This window comes from Oligoflexus tunisiensis (assembly GCF_001748245.1).
Classification (GTDB): Bacteria; Bdellovibrionota_B; Oligoflexia; order Oligoflexales; family Oligoflexaceae; genus Oligoflexus; species Oligoflexus tunisiensis.
Genome location: NZ_BDFO01000001.1, coordinates 7502992 through 7519862, shown reverse-complemented (window position 1 = coordinate 7519862; position 16871 = coordinate 7502992). Strand labels below are relative to the sequence as shown.

General features: G+C 55.2%; 15 protein-coding genes. 1 reads left to right on the top strand and 14 read right to left on the bottom strand.

Annotation, left to right across the window (positions count from 1 at the left end; all coding sequences use genetic code 11):
- Positions 1-36: 36 nt before the first annotated feature.
- Positions 37-1347, bottom strand: a complete 1311-nt coding sequence (locus tag OLTU_RS31495) for a hypothetical protein (protein WP_141736674.1) — start codon at positions 1345-1347, stop codon at positions 37-39.
- 344 nt (positions 1348-1691) lie between these two features.
- Here OLTU_RS31495 and OLTU_RS31490 point away from each other — a divergent pair, with 344 nt between their 5' ends.
- Positions 1692-2036, top strand: a complete 345-nt coding sequence (locus tag OLTU_RS31490; protein WP_141736673.1) for a hypothetical protein — start codon at positions 1692-1694, stop codon at positions 2034-2036.
- Positions 2037-2204: 168 nt separating this feature from the next.
- Here OLTU_RS31490 and rph read toward each other — a convergent pair whose 3' ends face one another.
- The 13 genes from rph to OLTU_RS31425 all read right to left on the bottom strand — a co-directional run bounded on the left by rph (position 2205) and on the right by OLTU_RS31425 (position 16826).
- Positions 2205-2951: a ribonuclease PH gene (gene rph / locus OLTU_RS31485; protein ID WP_176737131.1), complete on the bottom strand. Its 747-nt coding sequence runs from the start codon at positions 2949-2951 to the stop codon at positions 2205-2207.
- Positions 2952-3055: 104 nt separating this feature from the next.
- Positions 3056-3475, bottom strand: a complete 420-nt coding sequence (locus OLTU_RS31480) for a hypothetical protein (protein ID WP_141736672.1) — start codon at positions 3473-3475, stop codon at positions 3056-3058.
- A gap of 35 nt (positions 3476-3510) precedes the next feature.
- Complete coding sequence (gene secA, locus OLTU_RS31475) at positions 3511-6147, bottom strand: preprotein translocase subunit SecA (RefSeq protein ID WP_141736671.1); 2637 nt, start codon at positions 6145-6147, stop codon at positions 3511-3513.
- Positions 6148-6371: 224 nt separating this feature from the next.
- Entirely contained in the window at positions 6372-7325 is a 954-nt protein-coding gene (locus OLTU_RS31470) for a M23 family metallopeptidase (RefSeq protein ID WP_141736670.1), read from the bottom strand.
- Between the two features lie 10 nt (positions 7326-7335).
- Positions 7336-8088, bottom strand: coding sequence for a Stp1/IreP family PP2C-type Ser/Thr phosphatase (locus OLTU_RS31465; protein ID WP_141736669.1), 753 nt, complete (start codon positions 8086-8088; stop codon positions 7336-7338).
- A 218-nt stretch (positions 8089-8306) separates the two neighbouring features.
- On the bottom strand, positions 8307-9305 hold the full coding sequence (locus OLTU_RS31460) for an isocitrate/isopropylmalate dehydrogenase family protein (RefSeq protein ID WP_141736668.1): 999 nt from the start codon (positions 9303-9305) through the stop codon (positions 8307-8309).
- Between the two features lie 41 nt (positions 9306-9346).
- Positions 9347-9898 carry an NUDIX hydrolase gene (locus OLTU_RS31455; RefSeq protein ID WP_141736667.1) on the bottom strand — a complete coding sequence of 184 codons (552 nt, stop codon included), beginning with the start codon at positions 9896-9898 and terminating at the stop codon, positions 9347-9349.
- Between the two features lie 4 nt (positions 9899-9902).
- Positions 9903-11549, bottom strand: a complete 1647-nt coding sequence (locus tag OLTU_RS31450; protein ID WP_218110396.1) for a ribonuclease J — start codon at positions 11547-11549, stop codon at positions 9903-9905.
- Positions 11550-11676: 127 nt separating this feature from the next.
- Positions 11677-13311 carry an AgmX/PglI C-terminal domain-containing protein gene (locus OLTU_RS31445; RefSeq protein WP_141736665.1) on the bottom strand — a complete coding sequence of 545 codons (1635 nt, stop codon included), beginning with the start codon at positions 13309-13311 and terminating at the stop codon, positions 11677-11679.
- Between the two features lie 28 nt (positions 13312-13339).
- Entirely contained in the window at positions 13340-13867 is a 528-nt protein-coding gene (locus OLTU_RS31440; protein WP_141736664.1) for a hypothetical protein, read from the bottom strand.
- Positions 13864-14346, bottom strand: a complete 483-nt coding sequence (locus tag OLTU_RS31435) for a hypothetical protein (RefSeq protein WP_218110395.1) — start codon at positions 14344-14346, stop codon at positions 13864-13866. Before OLTU_RS31435 ends, OLTU_RS31440 begins: the two co-directional genes overlap by 4 nt.
- A 25-nt stretch (positions 14347-14371) precedes the next feature.
- Complete coding sequence (locus tag OLTU_RS31430) at positions 14372-15163, bottom strand: MotA/TolQ/ExbB proton channel family protein (RefSeq protein ID WP_141736662.1); 792 nt, start codon at positions 15161-15163, stop codon at positions 14372-14374.
- An 85-nt stretch (positions 15164-15248) separates the two neighbouring features.
- Positions 15249-16826 (bottom strand): HD domain-containing phosphohydrolase, encoded by a 1578-nt coding sequence (locus OLTU_RS31425; protein WP_141736661.1) that lies wholly within the window; start codon positions 16824-16826, stop codon positions 15249-15251.
- Positions 16827-16871: the final 45 nt, after the last annotated feature.

The window sequence follows — 16871 nt, the reverse complement described above, 5'->3', positions numbered from 1 at the left end:
ACCTGAACTAGTGTGGAGCCGCTTCTCCCATCGCTGTTATTCTTCCGGCTTTTCCGTGCCACCTGAGACGGTGATCGTTGCCTTGACGCTCAGAATGGCATAATCCTTCATTTCAAAGCCGACGATATTGTCCTCCCCTTTTTTCTGGAAATACCAGTCGTGCCGGGCATAGGCCTTGGCCAGCACCGCTTCCAGTGTAGATGAATCGACATCGCTCGCCCGCAGACCATCGAAGTAAATGAGATCCTGGCTGCCGAAGTCGAAGGTCATGTCCAAATCCGTGCCGGAGGTCACTTCGCTGGCTCCCTCTTCCTTGTGATAGTAGATCAACCAGGGCTCCACGAATTCGCCAGTTTTGGGTTCGGTGGCTTCCTCGACGAAGGGCTCCATCGAGTCTTTCCACTGGACGCTGTTGTTGCCGTGCGAGAAGTCAGCATAGAGCTGGAAGGTCTTATCAAAGGTGGCACCCAATCGGATAGGCGACCAGCTTGGATTATGTCGATTCCCGCCTTCCGTGGAGCAGGTCGGTTCGTCGTTGACGAGGAATTGGTGAACGCGCGGATTGGTGGGCCTTGTGGCAACCAATTGATTCGAGTCGAGGTCAAGCCACTTATAGTCTTCGGCGGCACAGACATCGGCGTCATTGTCTTTCACGCAGAAGAGGTAGTCTCCGCGCTCGAAGGTCATGCCGGGCAGAAGGTCGGCATCCGAGTAGCGGGACTGCGTCTTATCGGTTTCCGAGATGCTGCAGCCGTCAAAGACCTCTTCCCATTGAACGAAGGGCTGGGAATAGGCGGCCAGGAACATGGTGACGAACTTATCCTTGACCTGAAATTTTATCTTCTCGTAAGCGAGGCTGAGACCTGCATATTTATAGGTATCCTTGATTTCGTATTGCGCCCATAGCTCATTGTAGGCGGAAAAGCTTGTTCCACTGGCGAAGTCGATCTCCAGGCCCTGCTGGATGGATCCATTGGCCGAGACATGATAGTTAAAGGTTGATGCCAGGCGCGCCTCGTCAGGAGTGCTTCCTGTTTCTGATAAAGCCGTGAGAACCCCCGTATAGGCGACGAAAGAGTTCGGTGTCGTACAGCTTCCTTCCCCGCGGTAGATGTCGGCCTGGAAAGCACAATCCGCAACGACGCCGGCAGCGTCCGCTAACGCCGCCTGGGAAAGATCGCTGGCGACGAGCGCGGCATCCCCGAAGACGAGGTTTGCGACTTCAGATTCTCCACCGCCTCCACTCTTCGCGCTTTTATCGTCGGATTTTTCCCCACAGCTCAGCAGTAACAGAGCCAGGAGGCCTGTACACACTGTGGAAAATCTGTTTTTTTTGAGAATCTCCATAGAGCCACTCCGATGTAAAATTCAATTCAATGAATGCCATCGTCGGTTGAACTTCGATCTTAAGAAAAAAGTGACGCTTTTCGCTTAACTCGGAGAAAATTTTGCTTTTGTGCTTCCGTTCGCAAAGTATCCGGAACGTTGCACCCCTGCTCGTATCACCCTGCAGCGTCCTGTCATGAAAATGATGCGGACCAGGCTGCTGTTCAAAGCCCCACGGCATCCCTGATTCAAGCCTATTCCCGCCTTGAGTGATCCTGCGCATTATGAGCTTCCGAGGAATGTTCCTTGCACGGCTCGGGCGAAAGCCAGGTCTTGATCATGAAGAAATTGTCAGGAGAAAAACCATGCACATATATTTCAGCGCCGTCACGCTTTTCGCTCTGATGATGGGGACTCCGCTCCCGGCCGCCGCTCAGGAACTTGAAGCTGATCCGGGCACGGTTGAGACGGAGGTTGGTAATGCGGATGAACTCCGCTTGAGAGGATGGAATCAGTGGATCTGTGTAGCTCATGCACCGGGCTTCTATCGGCCCTTTATCGCTGCCAGCTATTTCTTCCAGGAAGGATCCGGAGAAGGACAGCAGGCACGCCGCATCGCTCGACTGAATGCGATCAGGCAATGCGAGTACTATACGAGACAGCAATGCCGAAGCAACGTCATGAGGGATTGTCGCGTGCAGCGCTACTGATCGAAACGAGGTGGGCATGAACTACCATGACGTGCCAAGCGTTTCACGTGAAACATGCGCGCAGCAGACTTTGAAAACCTGAACAGGCAAGGCTTTTGCGGAAGGGGAGAGGGGAACATTCGATGGGAAGCGCTCCCGGCCGCATAAGCCGGGAATGCATGGAGAATTTCAGGTTTCCACAATATGCCCATCAGCCGCTTCATGCAGAAGCTCAAAGACGGGTTTCAAGGCAGCTTCGGCCGCATCAAGAATGGCATTGATATCCTGGCGGGAGAACGAGGCGCGTTCGGCAGTCCCCTGGATTTCCAGGAAGCGGCCGCTTTGAGTCATCACGACATTCATGTCGAGGTCGGCGGTGCTGTCCTCCTGATAGTCGAGGTCAACCATGGTTTCGCCATCACGCAGACCGACGGAAACGGCAGCGACGGCATCTGTCAGGGGGTTTTCATTCAGACGGCCGCTGCGGAGGAGCTTGTCGACCGCAATTTTAAGCGCGACATAGGTTCCGGTGATTGAGGCGGTCCGGGTTCCGCCGTCAGCCTGGATGACATCACAGTCGATATTGAAGGTCAGATCCGGGCATTTGGTCAGATCAATAACCCCACGCAGAGACCGTCCAATCAAACGCTGGATCTCCTGCGAGCGTCCCGAGGGAGCCGGTCTTTCCCGGCGCGTGCGGCTCTCGGTGGCACCAGGGAGCATCCCATATTCAGCCGTCAGCCAGCCCTGGGCAGGACTTGAATTTCTGAGGAAGGACGGAATGCCCTCCTCAACACAGACCGTGCAGATCACACGTGTTTCGCCATACTCGATCAGAACCGAGCCCGTGGCATTTTTTGTATAGTGCGGTGTGATCCTGAGCGGACGCATTTGATCCGAGGATCGACCATCATGACGCAACATAGAATTTTCCATCAATGATCGTGTGAATAAGAAGAGACACAGGAATGGACTTATCTAGCGGACGGGACGGGGAAAAGGCAAGAACCTTTTCCGCGGAAAAAAACCTGAAATTCGCTTTACTCACTCAACAGAAGATAGGCCAAAAGCCCTACCAGAATGAGGGCCAGGATGCCGATGACAGTCTGCTTCATGGGCATGTTCTCCGACAATCGCCACCAGGACATATCCCGCAGGTTTTCATTCTCCTGCGAAATCGGCTGCTCGTCGGAAACTTCCAGGGGTTTGGGCGTTCGCAGCGGTGATTCCCCGCTGATGGCGCGGGGCATATCCTCACCCAGGGCTTCCTTGATGGCTTCGCTGGGAATCAGCTGCGTGAGGGTAGGCTCGTCGTAGCCGACAAAGGCGGTCTTCGCAAAACGCGCCGACGCCGGCTTCGCATGCGGAAAGGCCTCGTCCACGGCATGGTGAACCTGAACGAGGATGCGGGATACGACGACTTCATGGTCCGATGGCGTAAAATCAAAGACGCGATGCACGAAATCACCTCATGAGAGGAATCGTTCTACGCCTATTATACCCCAGTTTCTCCGCTCAAACGACCGTGGCACTTTTTGAACTTCAAACCCGAACCACAGGGACAGGGATCGTTGCGACCGATTTTTTCCTGCTCGCGGCGAATGGTTTCCACATTCCGCGCTGCGGTTGCGCCCGTTTCGCGACTGCCGTGATAAATCATGCCATCATCGTCCTGCCCGGTGTTGCCCTGAGCATTCGAGGTCGGGGCATGAGCATCGGGATGCACGAAATTGAGCTGGGATTCATCCGGCTCGGCCACCTGGGGGGCGTCCTCGTATTGAATCTCGGGCGGCGGCATGCGAATCAGAGCGAGCACGGTCTCATCCTCGATGCGGACCATGAGGCTCTCAAACATTTTGAAGGCCTCTTTTTTATACTCCTGCAGTGGATCACGCTGACCGTAGCCGCGCAGACGGACCGAGTCCTGCAGCGTTTCCATCGAGCGCAAATGGTCCTTCCAGCTCTGGTCGATGATCTGGAGATAAACGTAGGCCTCGATCCGCTTCATCAGCTCGTCGCCGACCTGCTCGCGTTTCTTATTGTATTCCGCCAGCACCTGATCATGGATGGGCTCGATCAGAGCCGCCACCGACATCTCGCCCGTGGTGAGTTTGTCGGCATCAAACGCGGTATGGAACTCGTTCTGCAGTTCCTTCACCACAGCCGGCATATCCCATTCCTTGGCCGTCGAGGTTTCAGGCGAATATTTGCTCAGGATGCCTTCGGTGATACTGCGAACGGCATCGCTCATGAAACCCGTGTCGATGCTGCCTTCCAGGATCTTGCGGCGCCGTGCGTAAACCACCTGGCGCTGCTGGTTCATGACGTCGTCATATTCCAGAACGTGTTTACGCGACGAGAAGTTCTGCTCCTCCACACGGCGCTGGGCTTTCTCAATGGCCCGCGTCACCATAGGGGAAACAATGGCCTCGCCCTCTTTCATGCCGAGGCGGCCCATGATCGCGGAGAGACGGTCGGACGCGAAAATTCGCATCAGATCATCTTCCAGCGAGAGATAGAACTTGGTGCGACCGGGATCGCCTTGACGACCGGAACGGCCGCGGAGCTGATTGTCGATACGCCGTGACTCATGGCGTTCGGTGCCGATCACATAAAGACCGCCGAGTTCCCGCACGCCTTCGCCGAGCACGATGTCGGTCCCGCGACCGGCCATGTTCGTTGAAATCGTCACGTTGCCGGCCTGACCCGCGTTGGCAATGATCTGGGCTTCACGGCTGTGGTTTTTGGCGTTCAAGATTTCATGAGGGATATTGCGTTTCCGCAAAAGGCTCGACAAAAGCTCGGATTTTTCCACGGATACGGTACCGACCAGAACCGGCTGCCCACGCTTCTGCGCGACTGCAATTTCATCGGCGATCAATTCAAACTTCTCGCGAGCGGTCCGGTAAACCTCATCCTGCTCATCCTTACGGATCAGCGTACGGTTGGTGGGGATCACGACGACGTCGAGGTTATAGATCTTTTTGAACTCGACCGCTTCCGTATCTGCGGTACCGGTCATGCCGGAGAGTTTTTTATAGAGACGGAAGAAGTTCTGGAAGGTGATGGTGGCCAGAACCTGGGTTTCATTTTCAACCTGCAGATGTTCCTTGGCTTCCAGTGCTCCGTGCAGGCCGTCGCTATAACGACGACCGGGCATCAGACGGCCGGTGAACTCGTCGACGATCACGACCTTGTTATCGCGCACCACATAATCGACGTCTTTTTTGAAGATCACGTGGGCCTTGAGAGCCTGCTGCACATGATGCAGATATTCAATATTATGGGGATCGTAGAGATTATCCACGTTCAGGCGTTTTTCCAGTTTGCTGATGCCGTCTTCCGTCAGCGAAACCGAGCGTGCCTTCTCATCGACGATATAATCGCTGTCCTTTTGCAGACCAGGAATGGCCGCGTTGACCTTGACATAAAGCTCGGTGCGGGTTTCGGAAGGACCGGAAATAATGAGCGGCGTCCGTGCCTCGTCGATCAGAATGGAGTCCACTTCGTCGACAATACAGAAGTTGTGATCCCTTTGCACAAAACGCGAGAGCTCGGTCTTCATGTTATCGCGCAGATAATCGAAACCAAACTCATTGTTGGTTCCATAGGTTACATCCGAATGATAGGCCTCGCGACGCTGCGGATCGGTCAGACCATGAACGATCAGGCCGGTCGACAGACCGAGGAAGCCGTAGAGTTCGCCCATCTGTTTCGCATCGCGGGAGGCGAGGTAGTCGTTCACCGTTACGACGTGAACGCCTTTGCCTGCCAAAGCGTTGAGATACACCGGCGCGGTCGCTGTCAGCGTTTTCCCTTCACCGGTTTTCATTTCCGCGATTCGGCCTTCATGCAAGGCCAGACCACCGATGAGCTGCACATCGAAGTGCCGCATTTTGAGCACGCGGGAAGCGGCTTCACGAACCACCGCGAAGGCCTCAGGCGCCAGATCATCCAGGGCTTCCCCCTTGGCCAGGCGGTCCCTGAATTCCTGAGTCTTGCCGCGCAAGGCTTCGTCACTCAAAGCTTTCATGGTGGCTTCAAGCGAGTTGATCTTTTGCACGATACCCTGGTATCGTTTCACTTCCCGATCGTTTTTCGTACCGAAGACCTTACGAGCCAGACTAAACATGGTATGATCCGCTTGTGCATGAATTGTAAGTAAGACTGCCGGCATTCCGCGAACAAGAATGATCTGCTGAACTGCGCAAGAATGCCCAGACAAGTCGAAGAGTATAACCCCAAAAACCCGAATGCGGAATGCTTTTCCGAGCCCAGGCCCAGCCCCGGGCGGAGCCTTCGCGTGAAGCGCAAGCACCGCCTTGCTGGCCCTGTGATCGGCTCAGCCTCGATTCGTTAATTCAAGTTAAGGATGAATTTGCGGGGGTCAACGGCATTGCCGTTTAAAATTACTTCGTAGTGGCAATGCGGGCCAGTTGTGCGACCTGACATGCCAACCGTGGCTATTTGCTCGCCACGACTGACCTTCTGTCCAGGCTGCACGAGGTTCTCGGAATTATGCCCGAAGCGGGACACGACGCCAAAGCCGTGGGCGATCATAATGAAGTTGCCGAAGCCGTCCTTCACTCCCGAAAAAATCACCACGCCATCAGCCGGCGCATAGATTGGGGTGCCAATAGGTGCGGCAATATCCAAGCCCATATGCACGTCACGATCCCCGGTAAACGGCGATGTCCGCGCACCAAATCCTGAAGTGATCCACCCATCCACCGGAGTGACGGATGGAACGGAGGCCAGAAGGGAACGCTGCTGGCTGAGAGTCGAGAGAAGTTTTTGCAGACGCAGAGCGTTCTGATTGGCGTTGCTGCCGATAGTTTTCATCTTTTCAAAGGCCGTGCGGAACATCAGGCGATCGAGGTCAATGCCGAGCGGCAGATGCTGCGTGTCCTGGGGATCGATCACCGATTCCTGCCGGGCATGATGATATTCCTGGGGCGTGAGCGGACCAATGCCGGTGCGGCTGCTGAAGCGTTTTACCTTGAGCTGGGTCAGTTCCCCGAGTTTTTCGCTATAATCCTGCACGCGCTGCAGCGAGCGCTTCACTTCCTCAAGATTGCTGAGGAGCAGCTGCGCCTCACCACGCAGGCCTTGATTTTCTGCCGCAATTTTCTGATAGGATTCGCGCAGTCCGCGCAACTGCGTGTAGTCGTAGATTAGGTATCCCAGGATCATGGAACCGATGAACGAACCGGCGTAAAAGGCCCGTACCAGGGCACGGGGGATCTTGATTTGTTTCGACTGTCTGGCATCTTCGGGAATGAAGACGATGGTGATTTTACGAAGAGCCATCTCTTTCCTTTCAGCGAACTTCAGCCATGATCAAAGTAATATTATCCTCTCCGCCTCGATCATTGGCAAGGTCCACGAGTTCCGCGACAGCTGCGGTCCCGCGCTTGTTGGCAATCTGAGACAGCTCGGCATCATTGATCTTGCCATGCAGACCATCGCTGCAAAGCACGAGCAGATCACCTTTCTCAAGATGCACACAGATCGTGTCGACATCTTCCTCTTCCTGATAGCCCACACTGCGGGTGATCACGTTTTTCAGGTGATGCACCTCGGCCTCTTCCGGCGTAAGGATGCCGGCGCGAACCTGCTCGTTGACCAGCGAATGATCGAACGTGAGCTGGTAGATGAAGCCACTGCGGACGAGGTAGAAGCGGCTGTCGCCGACGTGGGCGCAGTATGCATAATCTTCCACTATTTTAACCACAGTCGCGGTCGTTCCCATACCCCTGAGGCTCGGATCCTCGAGCGAATGTTCGTAGATGCGGGCCGATGCGTAATTGATGGAATTGGCCAAGGCATTGAGGAGAGCGGGATCAGGATGGCTTTTTACCGATTTCGCAAGTTCCGGATCGATTCTGGTCGCGACCTCGCGTTTCACCTGCTCGATGCAGATGCGACTGGCGATTTCGCCTCCAGCGTGACCACCCATGCCGTCCGCGACAACAAAGAGTCCCGACTCGTTATCCACGAGCATCGAGTCCTGGTTGGTGGATCGTACGCGCCCGATATCGGTGCGTCCGACGGCATGCACCTTGCGTTGCATGATACTCCCGATCTGGCAGGTTAAGCCCTGCGCGGTCTTTCGCGATCGTACTGCTCAGACTATCGGCGATTGTGACCAGATGTTGAGAGAACTTACAGGAAAAAAATTCAGGAGGGGAAGATTTTGGTCCAGGCCGCCTGAGACAGCGGACCTGGCTTTTTGATAAATCCCGCGGATGGTGCGGTGAAGATTAAACGCTTGCGGCGCGTGCCTGGATGCTATTTAACGTTGCCGATCACCGCCTGGGTAAACGCCCGCGTGCCCAATTTTCCGCCCAGATCGCCGGTGCGTGTTTCCGGGTTGGCCAGAGTCCGGGCGATCGACTCGCGGACCTTGTCGCCAAGGGGCAGCTCGCCGATATAGTCGAGCATCGAGGCCGCACTCAACAGAAGGGCTGTGGGGTTGGCTTTGTCCTGCCCGGCGATATCAGGGGCGGAACCATGCACCGCTTCAAAGATCGCATGCTGGTCGCCGATGTTGGCGCCCGAGGCCAGACCAAGACCACCGATGAGGCCCGCACCGAGGTCCGAGAGAATGTCGCCATACAGGTTTTCCGTGACGATCACATCGAACTGGGTCGGCTTCGTCACCATCTGCATGCAGCAGTTGTCGACGATCATATCGCCGAATTCGATTTCAGGATAGTTGGCCGAGACCTTCTTGATCGAATCCAAAAAGAGCCCATCGGTGTACTTCATGATGTTGGCCTTGTGAACGACCAGCACTCGCTTTCTTTTCAGCTTGCGGGCCAATTCAAACGCGTGACGGCCGATGCGCTCGGAGGCTTCTGCCGTGATGAGTTTGATGCCCTGAGCCACGCCCTCCGAGATCTTGTATTCAATCCCTTTGTAAAGGTCTTCCGAGTTCTCACGCACGATGATCATGTCGATGCCCGAGTAATGACTGGGCAGACCCGGAAAGTTCTTGATCGGGCGCACGTTGGCGTAAAGGTTCCACATTTGCCGCATTTGCACGTTGATCGAACGATGGCCGCCGCCGATCGGTGTGGTGGTCGGACCTTTGATGGCTATCTTGTTGCGATTGAAGCTGTCGACGAACTCCTGGGGCATGAGCTGGCCGGTTTTCTCATAAGCGGTCAGACCGCATTCCACCTGTTCCCAGCGCACAGGGGCTTTGATAGCCTCAAACACCTGTTTGACACTTTCAGCAATCTCTGGACCTATGCCGTCCCCGGGGACAAGAGTGATCGTCTTCATATCGAAATTCTCCGCTTGTTTGGAAAAACTAAAATTCTGATTCAATTCTGCAAGATAAAGCGCCGGGACATCAGGATTGTCAGCGCTGCGAGGGCGTTGTGAATGCCGCCTTCTTTCATTGTAACATCGAGTTCTTCAAGGGAAAGAGTCCTGACTTCAATCTGCTCCGTCAGATCCGGGAAGTGCCGACGATCCTCCGGCAGGTAACAGTCCCGAGCCAGATACATGTGGAGGCGATTGGTCATGATAGCCGGATTGGGACTGATCACACCCACGGACTCGATGCGACCGGCGCGATAACCGGTCTCCTCTTCCAGCTCCCGGGCGGCAGCCACCGCCGGGTCCTCATCCCTATCGATCCCACCGCCGGGACACTCCAGGGTCATTTGCATCATACCCACCCGCGGCTGACGAACCAGGATGGCTTTGGAATCCCGGGTCAGCGCAAAAACATTCACCCATGAACCCGCATGGAGACGGTAGTAAGGCAGCGGCACGGGTTTTTGATCCGAGTTTTGAACCAGAGAGACTTCCTCGAGCTGAAAGACCGGGGTTTGAACCAGGACTTTCTTTTGTTCGATGCTCCAATCCATATCTTCACCTGTCGATTGCGTAGATTTTGCTGATGACCACCGGCTTTTTCACAAAAAGGTCCGAGAGCTTGCGTCGGATCATGAGGCGCGCCTGTTCATTGAATGAAACGAGCGAAAATTCCTTGCGCGACTCAGCCTGATACAGATGATGCAGGCTTCCCAGTATTTGCATTTCGCATGCCTCTTCCTCCGCTGCGTCAGCGAACGGCAGGCCGATAAATTCCACTTCTATTTGCATATGCTGCTGCGGGCCGAGGAGTCCGGTGCAGATGGCCATCCCCGAATCGCCGATCTTATGCCGTGACCGCATATTGTCGTAACTCATCGGCAAACGCGACCATGAATCGATAAAAAGTGAGGGCAGGTCAAACTCAGCGAAGGTTTCAAAACCATCGGCGCCAACCGCAATCACCCGACCGTTGCGAGCCGGTATAACCTGTTCAACCCTTGGGGCCAGGGCCTGGTTGGTCCGGATCTGCGTGAAGGTGCCATGCACGGGCATATAAAACTGAGGATTGACGGCCTGGATCAATCGGCTCAAATCACCGGCATAGGCATGGCCGCTGACGTGAATGCCGGGTTTTTCCCGCGCCGTGATCATCCTTGCGCCTTTCTCATGGCCCAGACTGATCAACTTGAAGATCGCCTTTTCGTTGCCGGGGATCACCCGTGACGAGAAGATCACCTGATCCTCGGATTTGACCTGAAGATGGTTGACCTCATCATTCATAATGCGCTTCAGACCCGAGCGATACTCGCCCTGGCAGCCGGAGCAAAGGACTACCAGATCCTTGCGGTCAAGACGCGTGGCTGCATCCTCATCGACCAGGGCCTGGGACTCATCCCCGAGCAGTTTCAGTTTCGCACCAATGTCGAGGCTCTTGCGCAGCCCGGCGCCGAAGACCAAAACCTTTTTCTGAGTTTCCATGGCCGCCCGCAGAACGGTTTTGATGCGCCAGAGATTGCTCGAAAAGGTTGTGAGGTAGCTGATGCCCTGGGCGGCGCTGAAGCAGTCCTTGAGTTCCGGCAGAACTGTATCCTCGCTCGGACATTCCCCAACGGAACCGGCATTGGTGCTATCGGCGACCATGACGCGGAAGGGAGCCGCCTGAGCATTGCGGGCCAGGGTCCCAAGGTCAAGGTCAGGGTCGCTAGGCAGAAAGCCGCGGACCTTGAAGTCGCCGGTGTGAAAGATGCGATTGCCATGGCCCATATCGATCGCGAGCGCGCTGCACTGCGGAATGGAATGGGGGACATGGATCCAGTCGATCTTTGCATGGCCGACGCGGCAGGATCCACCGGATCGAATCTCATGAAGCTCATAGCTCGTGCTGTCTTCGAGCTGGAGCAGTTTATCTTTCAAAAGTTCCAGGGCCCAGGGACCGATGTATACGGGCGCCGGCCAGCGCGTCAGAAAATAGGGTAGGGCGCCGAGATGATCTTCATGCCCGTGCGTGATGAGATACGCCGTGGGCTTCATGCCGAGGATGCTTTCGAGCTCCTCCAGGGCGGGAATATGCGCATCAATGCCGATTTCGAAGGGTTCGGCGAATGACAGACCGCAGTCCACCAGCAGGCAGACCCCTTGATTGACATAAAGCGTGAGATTCATCCCAAACTCGCCGCAGCCCCCAACCGTAAAGATGTACACTCGTTTCGGATCCTGGAGAGACTGAGCTTGAAGGGTATTGTGCATTGATTTTGTCCGGAAAATGCCAGCAGCAGCGACGCTGCCGTCGCGAAAACTGAGCGTTTATACAGAAGTTGCTGTCAAATTGCTATCCTTTTGCGGGCTTGAAAAGGAAGGGGTAACTGATCTGAATGCTTCCCTTCTGTGGCTTGGGCCATTTCCATTTGGCGATCTTGCCGCGTACGCAGTCAATCATCTTGGGGTCACTGATTGAACTTTTGACAAGGTCGATATCGTAGACCTTTCCCTGGGTGTCGAGGTGCCATTGCCACTCCATGGCCCCCACAGTCTGCTGGTTGCGCCGCAACGCCAGCTCGTAGCAAAGCTGCAGTTCAAAACGATAACGGGCGATGGTCTGTTCGATCAATTTCGGATCGATAGTTCCGATCAGAGGTTCGCGCACAATTTTCGGTTTGTCAGGATCGAAAATCGAAGCCTGGATCTGGCTGATTTTCTCGTTGAAATTGCGGAAACTGCCCTGTTCGATCAGACGCAGAAAGCCACTATCGGCGGCGATCACCAGCGGACTGGAATTTTCCACAGTCACCGGTACCACAGGCTCGCGGTATTTGACGATCCTTTTCTGATGATGCTCGGCGAAGCGGGCAAGCTGTTCGACTTCCTTGTACATCGCCTCTTCATCGCTCGGCTCCGGCCGGAACAGCTGAACCTTGGTCGGTTCGACGGTCTGTTGTCGGTATTCATTGAAATCGTAATGCTTATCCGCGGTGAATTCCTGCGTCGTTTTTTTACGCAGCGACAGGGTTAACTGAGCGTTTTCATGCCAGATATGGAGCTTGTCTTCCAGCCGCAGAAGGCTGCCGCGGAAGCTCTCGCCCCTGACATAGGGAAGAGCCAGGAGCGCGTTGCGCGGATCATTCAGAATGCGGCCCTCGAGGTTGTCACGCTGAGCAAGTATGGTATCGATATCATCGGCGAGCCGCCGGTAGAGATTGCGATAGTGCTGCCGGGACTCGAGGAAAACGGGATGCCGGGCCGGATGGGATTTCAAGGCATCGTAGCCGAGCAGGGTATCGGTGAAGCCCTTGGCAAATTCCAGAGCCGAGCGAATGGGAACCAGCCGGTCGTACTTGACCTGAAGGCTTTCGGGGACATTGCGCAGATGCTTGGGATGAATGAAGGGCAGCGTATACTCGTTGCGCAGGTCAATGAAATCACGGGGCCGATCATCCGGTTTTTTCAAAAGGCCCAGGACGAATCCGCCCATGAACCAGAGCGCGGCCACCAGTCCGACTGCGAGGAATTTCAGATCATGTCGGCCGCCAAACCAAAGATCCAGCGACGATCCGCGGTATTCCCTTCGGGTGGTTTGCTGCACCATCCGGGTCTGGCGTTCCTTGCCAATCCGAATCAGAACGCGCAGATCGTTATAGGCGATGCTCCCGTAGTCACCTTTTTTCATAATGTGGGTATAGGCGGATTTGCGATCGGAGTTGATGTCCTCGATCTTGCCTTCAAAGGTGGTGAAGCCTTCCCAGTTGGGATCCAGATCGACTTCCACGCCGCGTTTGGTGATTTCCAGAATGCGGATTTCAGTCGGCAGGGCATAGAACGGGGCGGTAAGCTCGCCATCGGGATGGCTCGTGAGATAAATCGAGCCGCGTTTGTTGAAAGGGCGCGAGGTCTTCGAGAGGATCTCACCATTCTGATGAACCTCAACAAAGACCTTGTAGGTGTCCCGCGGCTTTTGCCGCCATTTCAACCAGGAGCGCTTCAGAATTCAATCCCCTTTAATGCTTGAGCACCCTTGTTTCAAATCCATACTTGGCGATGCGGGCCTCGGCCAGCGCATAGATCACCGGCCTGAGGTGGATGTATTTCAGCTTCTGATCCACCGCGAGCACAGCCGTTGTTCGGGTCTGATTGCTTTCGAGTTTGATGGCGGTGGAATAGGCTTCCTTTTTCACCCGACCTTTCAGATACGTAACCAGAGGATCGATGTCCTTCATGTTTTGCGAGTCAATCGGCCAGCTGAAGCGTCGCCGATCCGAGGTGACCACCAGGACCTGCTTGCCATCCTGAAAAACGCCGAGCCAGATGCCGCCGTCGGGCAGATTCTTGGCATCATACTGAATCACATCCACGCGCGCCCCGAGGCGCGGGTTCAGACCGGTGAGCAGATGGCCCCGCAGAATGATCACAAGACCAAAGGCGATCAAGGCCGGGAACGGAAACCAGAGGATCGGCTCCTGCAGCCTTTCCTTCAAACCCATCAGGGCCTGGATCCAGCTTTGATTGCGGGTGGAGGGGCCATTCATATCAGCCCGCCTCCGACCACGACCTTATCGAAGAGCCGCGATCGACGCAGCCCCGCAATGCATTGAATCACGATGGGCATCGGGATCTCTTCGGTTGGCAAAAAGAGGACCGTGCGTGACCGCGCCTTGCCGGTTTCCTCCTCCTTGTCCTGCATCCAGCGCTCCATATCCTTGGCGAGGCGATTGAGCTGCGGCGCGCCCTCGGCGTGCGGTATATAGAATTTGTTGCGAACGTTCGTCAGATCCTGGGCAAAGGCGCTGACCGGGCCGAAGTAGAACGCATCACGGGTGAGCAGCACGAGCGGGGTATCCGCCGTCAGGGTTTCACTGCCTTTTTCCGTAAAATGCTTGAAGCCCGTGTCCTGGATCGGGACCTGGAGCACGGGAATTTCCGCTTCAATCAGCCCATAGCGGCCGGCCATGGAAATCGCCCGCAGAAGGGATGAGAGATAGAACATGAGACCAACGGCCGCCAGCACGCTGATCGGGATATACCAGACGTTGTTAGATAATCTCTTCTTCGTCCTTGATATCTTCAACAGAAGCATCGTCGAAGCTGTCATCTTCCACCTCGGTCTTGGATTCGACTGGCGCGGCTTCGCGCTTGCTGATCACGGGTTCCTGGACAACAGGAGCGGCTTCCGCCATCGGGGCAGCGACATAGGTCGCCATCTCCTGCGGAGCCAGAAGGTTGATCAGAACCGAAACACCATAGTGCACGCGTTCGGTCAAACGAATCGCAAGGCCGCGCAGCATCTGATGTCCGGTGAGAAAGAGCATGCTCATCAAAAGGCCCATGGTGGTCGGGTTGAGCGAACCCGCAATCCCATTGGCCAGTCGGGCCTGTTTTTCCGAGGTATCGAGGATTTCGATGGAATCAAAGGCCGCCCAAAGGCCATCAATGGTGCCGAGGATTCCGATCAAAAGTATCAGCGTGGAAAGCGCCGGCAGGATGCTGATCCGGGCCTCAAGCCTGGGCAGAAAGTCGATGGTTTCCTCTTCGATGGTCCCGCGCACCGAATGCGGGTCGCGTTCCAGGGCTTCCAGCGCTTTCAGGCCGATCGAAGGCAGCGAGGTGTAGGAGGCGTTCTTGCAGATACTGACCGCACGCTCCAGATCCTCGGCTTGGACGGAACGGCGAAGGTTGTTCAAAAACTTTTTGAAATCAATGTTGTAAACAAACTGCAGCATGATGAGGCGTTCAAAGACAATGATGGTTCCTATGAACCCCAGTGCGATGATTGCGATCAGATAGAGATTGCCATTTTGTAGACTGACCGCCAGCTGACTCCACATCAGTTAGCCCTTTCCTGTCGATTACACAGATATCATTACCATTGTAACTCTGGCAGGAGGCTTTGGATACTGGAGGGCTGGGCTTTCAGCGCTTGTTGATTTTGGTAATTTCAGTGTGAGCGATAAGTTCGGCATCAATCTCATTGTTTTGCGTGGAGGTCTTAAGCGAGAGCGTGCCTTTTTCACAGGCGCGGGCGAAGGCTTTGAGAATCTCCGGATCGAAGAGGTCGGCTTCGCTCATCAGGCGTTCCACCGCTTCATCCTGGTCCATGAAACCGGAGTAGACACGACCTGAAACCATGGCATCGAAAACATCCGAGATCGCCACGATGCGGCCGAAGAAGGGGATGTCCTCGCCGGCCAGACCTTCCGGATAACCCGTCCCATCCCACTTTTCGTGATGGTATTTGATCCCGGAAATAATGCGCTGGGCATTGGGCAGATGACCGATGATGTTGGAGCCGATGGTGGGATGCAGCTTCATCTCCGCATACTCTTCGGAGCTGAGCATGCCGGCCTTTTTCAGAATCGCATCCGGAATGCCGATCTTGCCAATGTCATGGCAGAGGGAGCTGATCATCAAAAGGCGTTTGACGTCCTTGTGCAGTTTCAGCTCATCGGCGATGGCCATGCAGTAGCTCGAGACGCGCTCGGAATGCCCACGGGTGTAGGTATCCTTCGCCTCGATCGTGCTCATCATGGTATCAATGATGCCAAAGAGCCAGGAATCGAGTTCCTTTCTCAGAAGCATCGATTCGATGATGGGCGAGGCGCGTTGCAGCAGCGCCTGGCTGGTTTCGAGCTCCTGGATCGAGAAATTCTCTTCCGGGCTGTCGATTTCAATATGAACGAGGGCTATGATTTCCTCGTTATGACAAACGGGGAGGATGGCCCGACTGCGACCTTCATGGGTCACGCGGGCTTCCGGATTCAAAAGGATCCCCTGCTTGCGCGAAAGGGCATCCTCAAAGGCGCTCTTGCTGAGAAGAAAGCCGTTGGCGCTTTCCTTGAAATTCTTGATCGCATAAGGGATGAGCTGCCGGGTTTGATCGGACCAGATAAAAACCGCGGCGCGTGACGCATTGCTGATGATCTTGCCGACGCTTTTCAGCAGTGTGTTACAGCTCTCATTGAGATCCTTGATGACGATGAGGTTGCTGTGATAGTTGAAGATATCCGAGATGGCCTGCGTGTTGCTCATCACGTTGTTAGCCAGGGTGCTGGGATCCAGGCGGACCGCGCGGCGGAAGTGATGGCGGTGCGGATGCTCCATCTCAATGGGGCCTTTGATGCCAGCCGGTTCATCGAGCTGCATATCAAAGCGCATAAGATCGGTGGCGATATGAATGCCGCTGTCGGGCGCGACAAAGGTGAATTCCGTGGAACCGATCAGAATGCGATCGCCGTTATCCAGGGTCGAGTTGATGACACGATCGCCATTGATATAGGTACCGTTGCGGGATTCAAGGTCTTCGAGAATAAAGAGGCGGCCGCGTTTCTTGATGCGCACGTGATGGCGGGAGGCTTCGGCGTCGCGCAGGACGACTTCATTGGTGGGGTCGCGTCCAATGGAAATAGGAAATTGCTTCAGCTCGATGCGGCTGCCAGCGTTATATCCTCGTTCTACCAGTAGAAAAGCCATGCCCATATCGCGTTGTTCCACCCATTTCCGGCCTTTTATTCCCTATCGGCAGAGTGTTCGGTTTCC

Coding starts and splice junctions, on each gene's coding strand:
- rph (WP_176737131.1), bottom strand. CDS start 2,951: ATGGAAAATTCTATGTTGCGTCATGATGGTCGATCCTCGGATCAAATG.
- OLTU_RS31460 (WP_141736668.1), bottom strand. CDS start 9,305: ATGAAGACGATCACTCTTGTCCCCGGGGACGGCATAGGTCCAGAGATT.
- OLTU_RS31455 (WP_141736667.1), bottom strand. CDS start 9,898: ATGGATTGGAGCATCGAACAAAAGAAAGTCCTGGTTCAAACCCCGGTC.
- OLTU_RS31470 (WP_141736670.1), bottom strand. CDS start 7,325: ATGGCTCTTCGTAAAATCACCATCGTCTTCATTCCCGAAGATGCCAGA.
- secA (WP_141736671.1), bottom strand. CDS start 6,147: ATGTTTAGTCTGGCTCGTAAGGTCTTCGGTACGAAAAACGATCGGGAA.
- OLTU_RS31490 (WP_141736673.1), top strand. CDS start 1,692: ATGCACATATATTTCAGCGCCGTCACGCTTTTCGCTCTGATGATGGGG.
- OLTU_RS31465 (WP_141736669.1), bottom strand. CDS start 8,088: ATGCAACGCAAGGTGCATGCCGTCGGACGCACCGATATCGGGCGCGTA.
- OLTU_RS31495 (WP_141736674.1), bottom strand. CDS start 1,347: ATGGAGATTCTCAAAAAAAACAGATTTTCCACAGTGTGTACAGGCCTC.
- OLTU_RS31430 (WP_141736662.1), bottom strand. CDS start 15,163: ATGTGGAGTCAGCTGGCGGTCAGTCTACAAAATGGCAATCTCTATCTG.
- OLTU_RS31440 (WP_141736664.1), bottom strand. CDS start 13,867: ATGAATGGCCCCTCCACCCGCAATCAAAGCTGGATCCAGGCCCTGATG.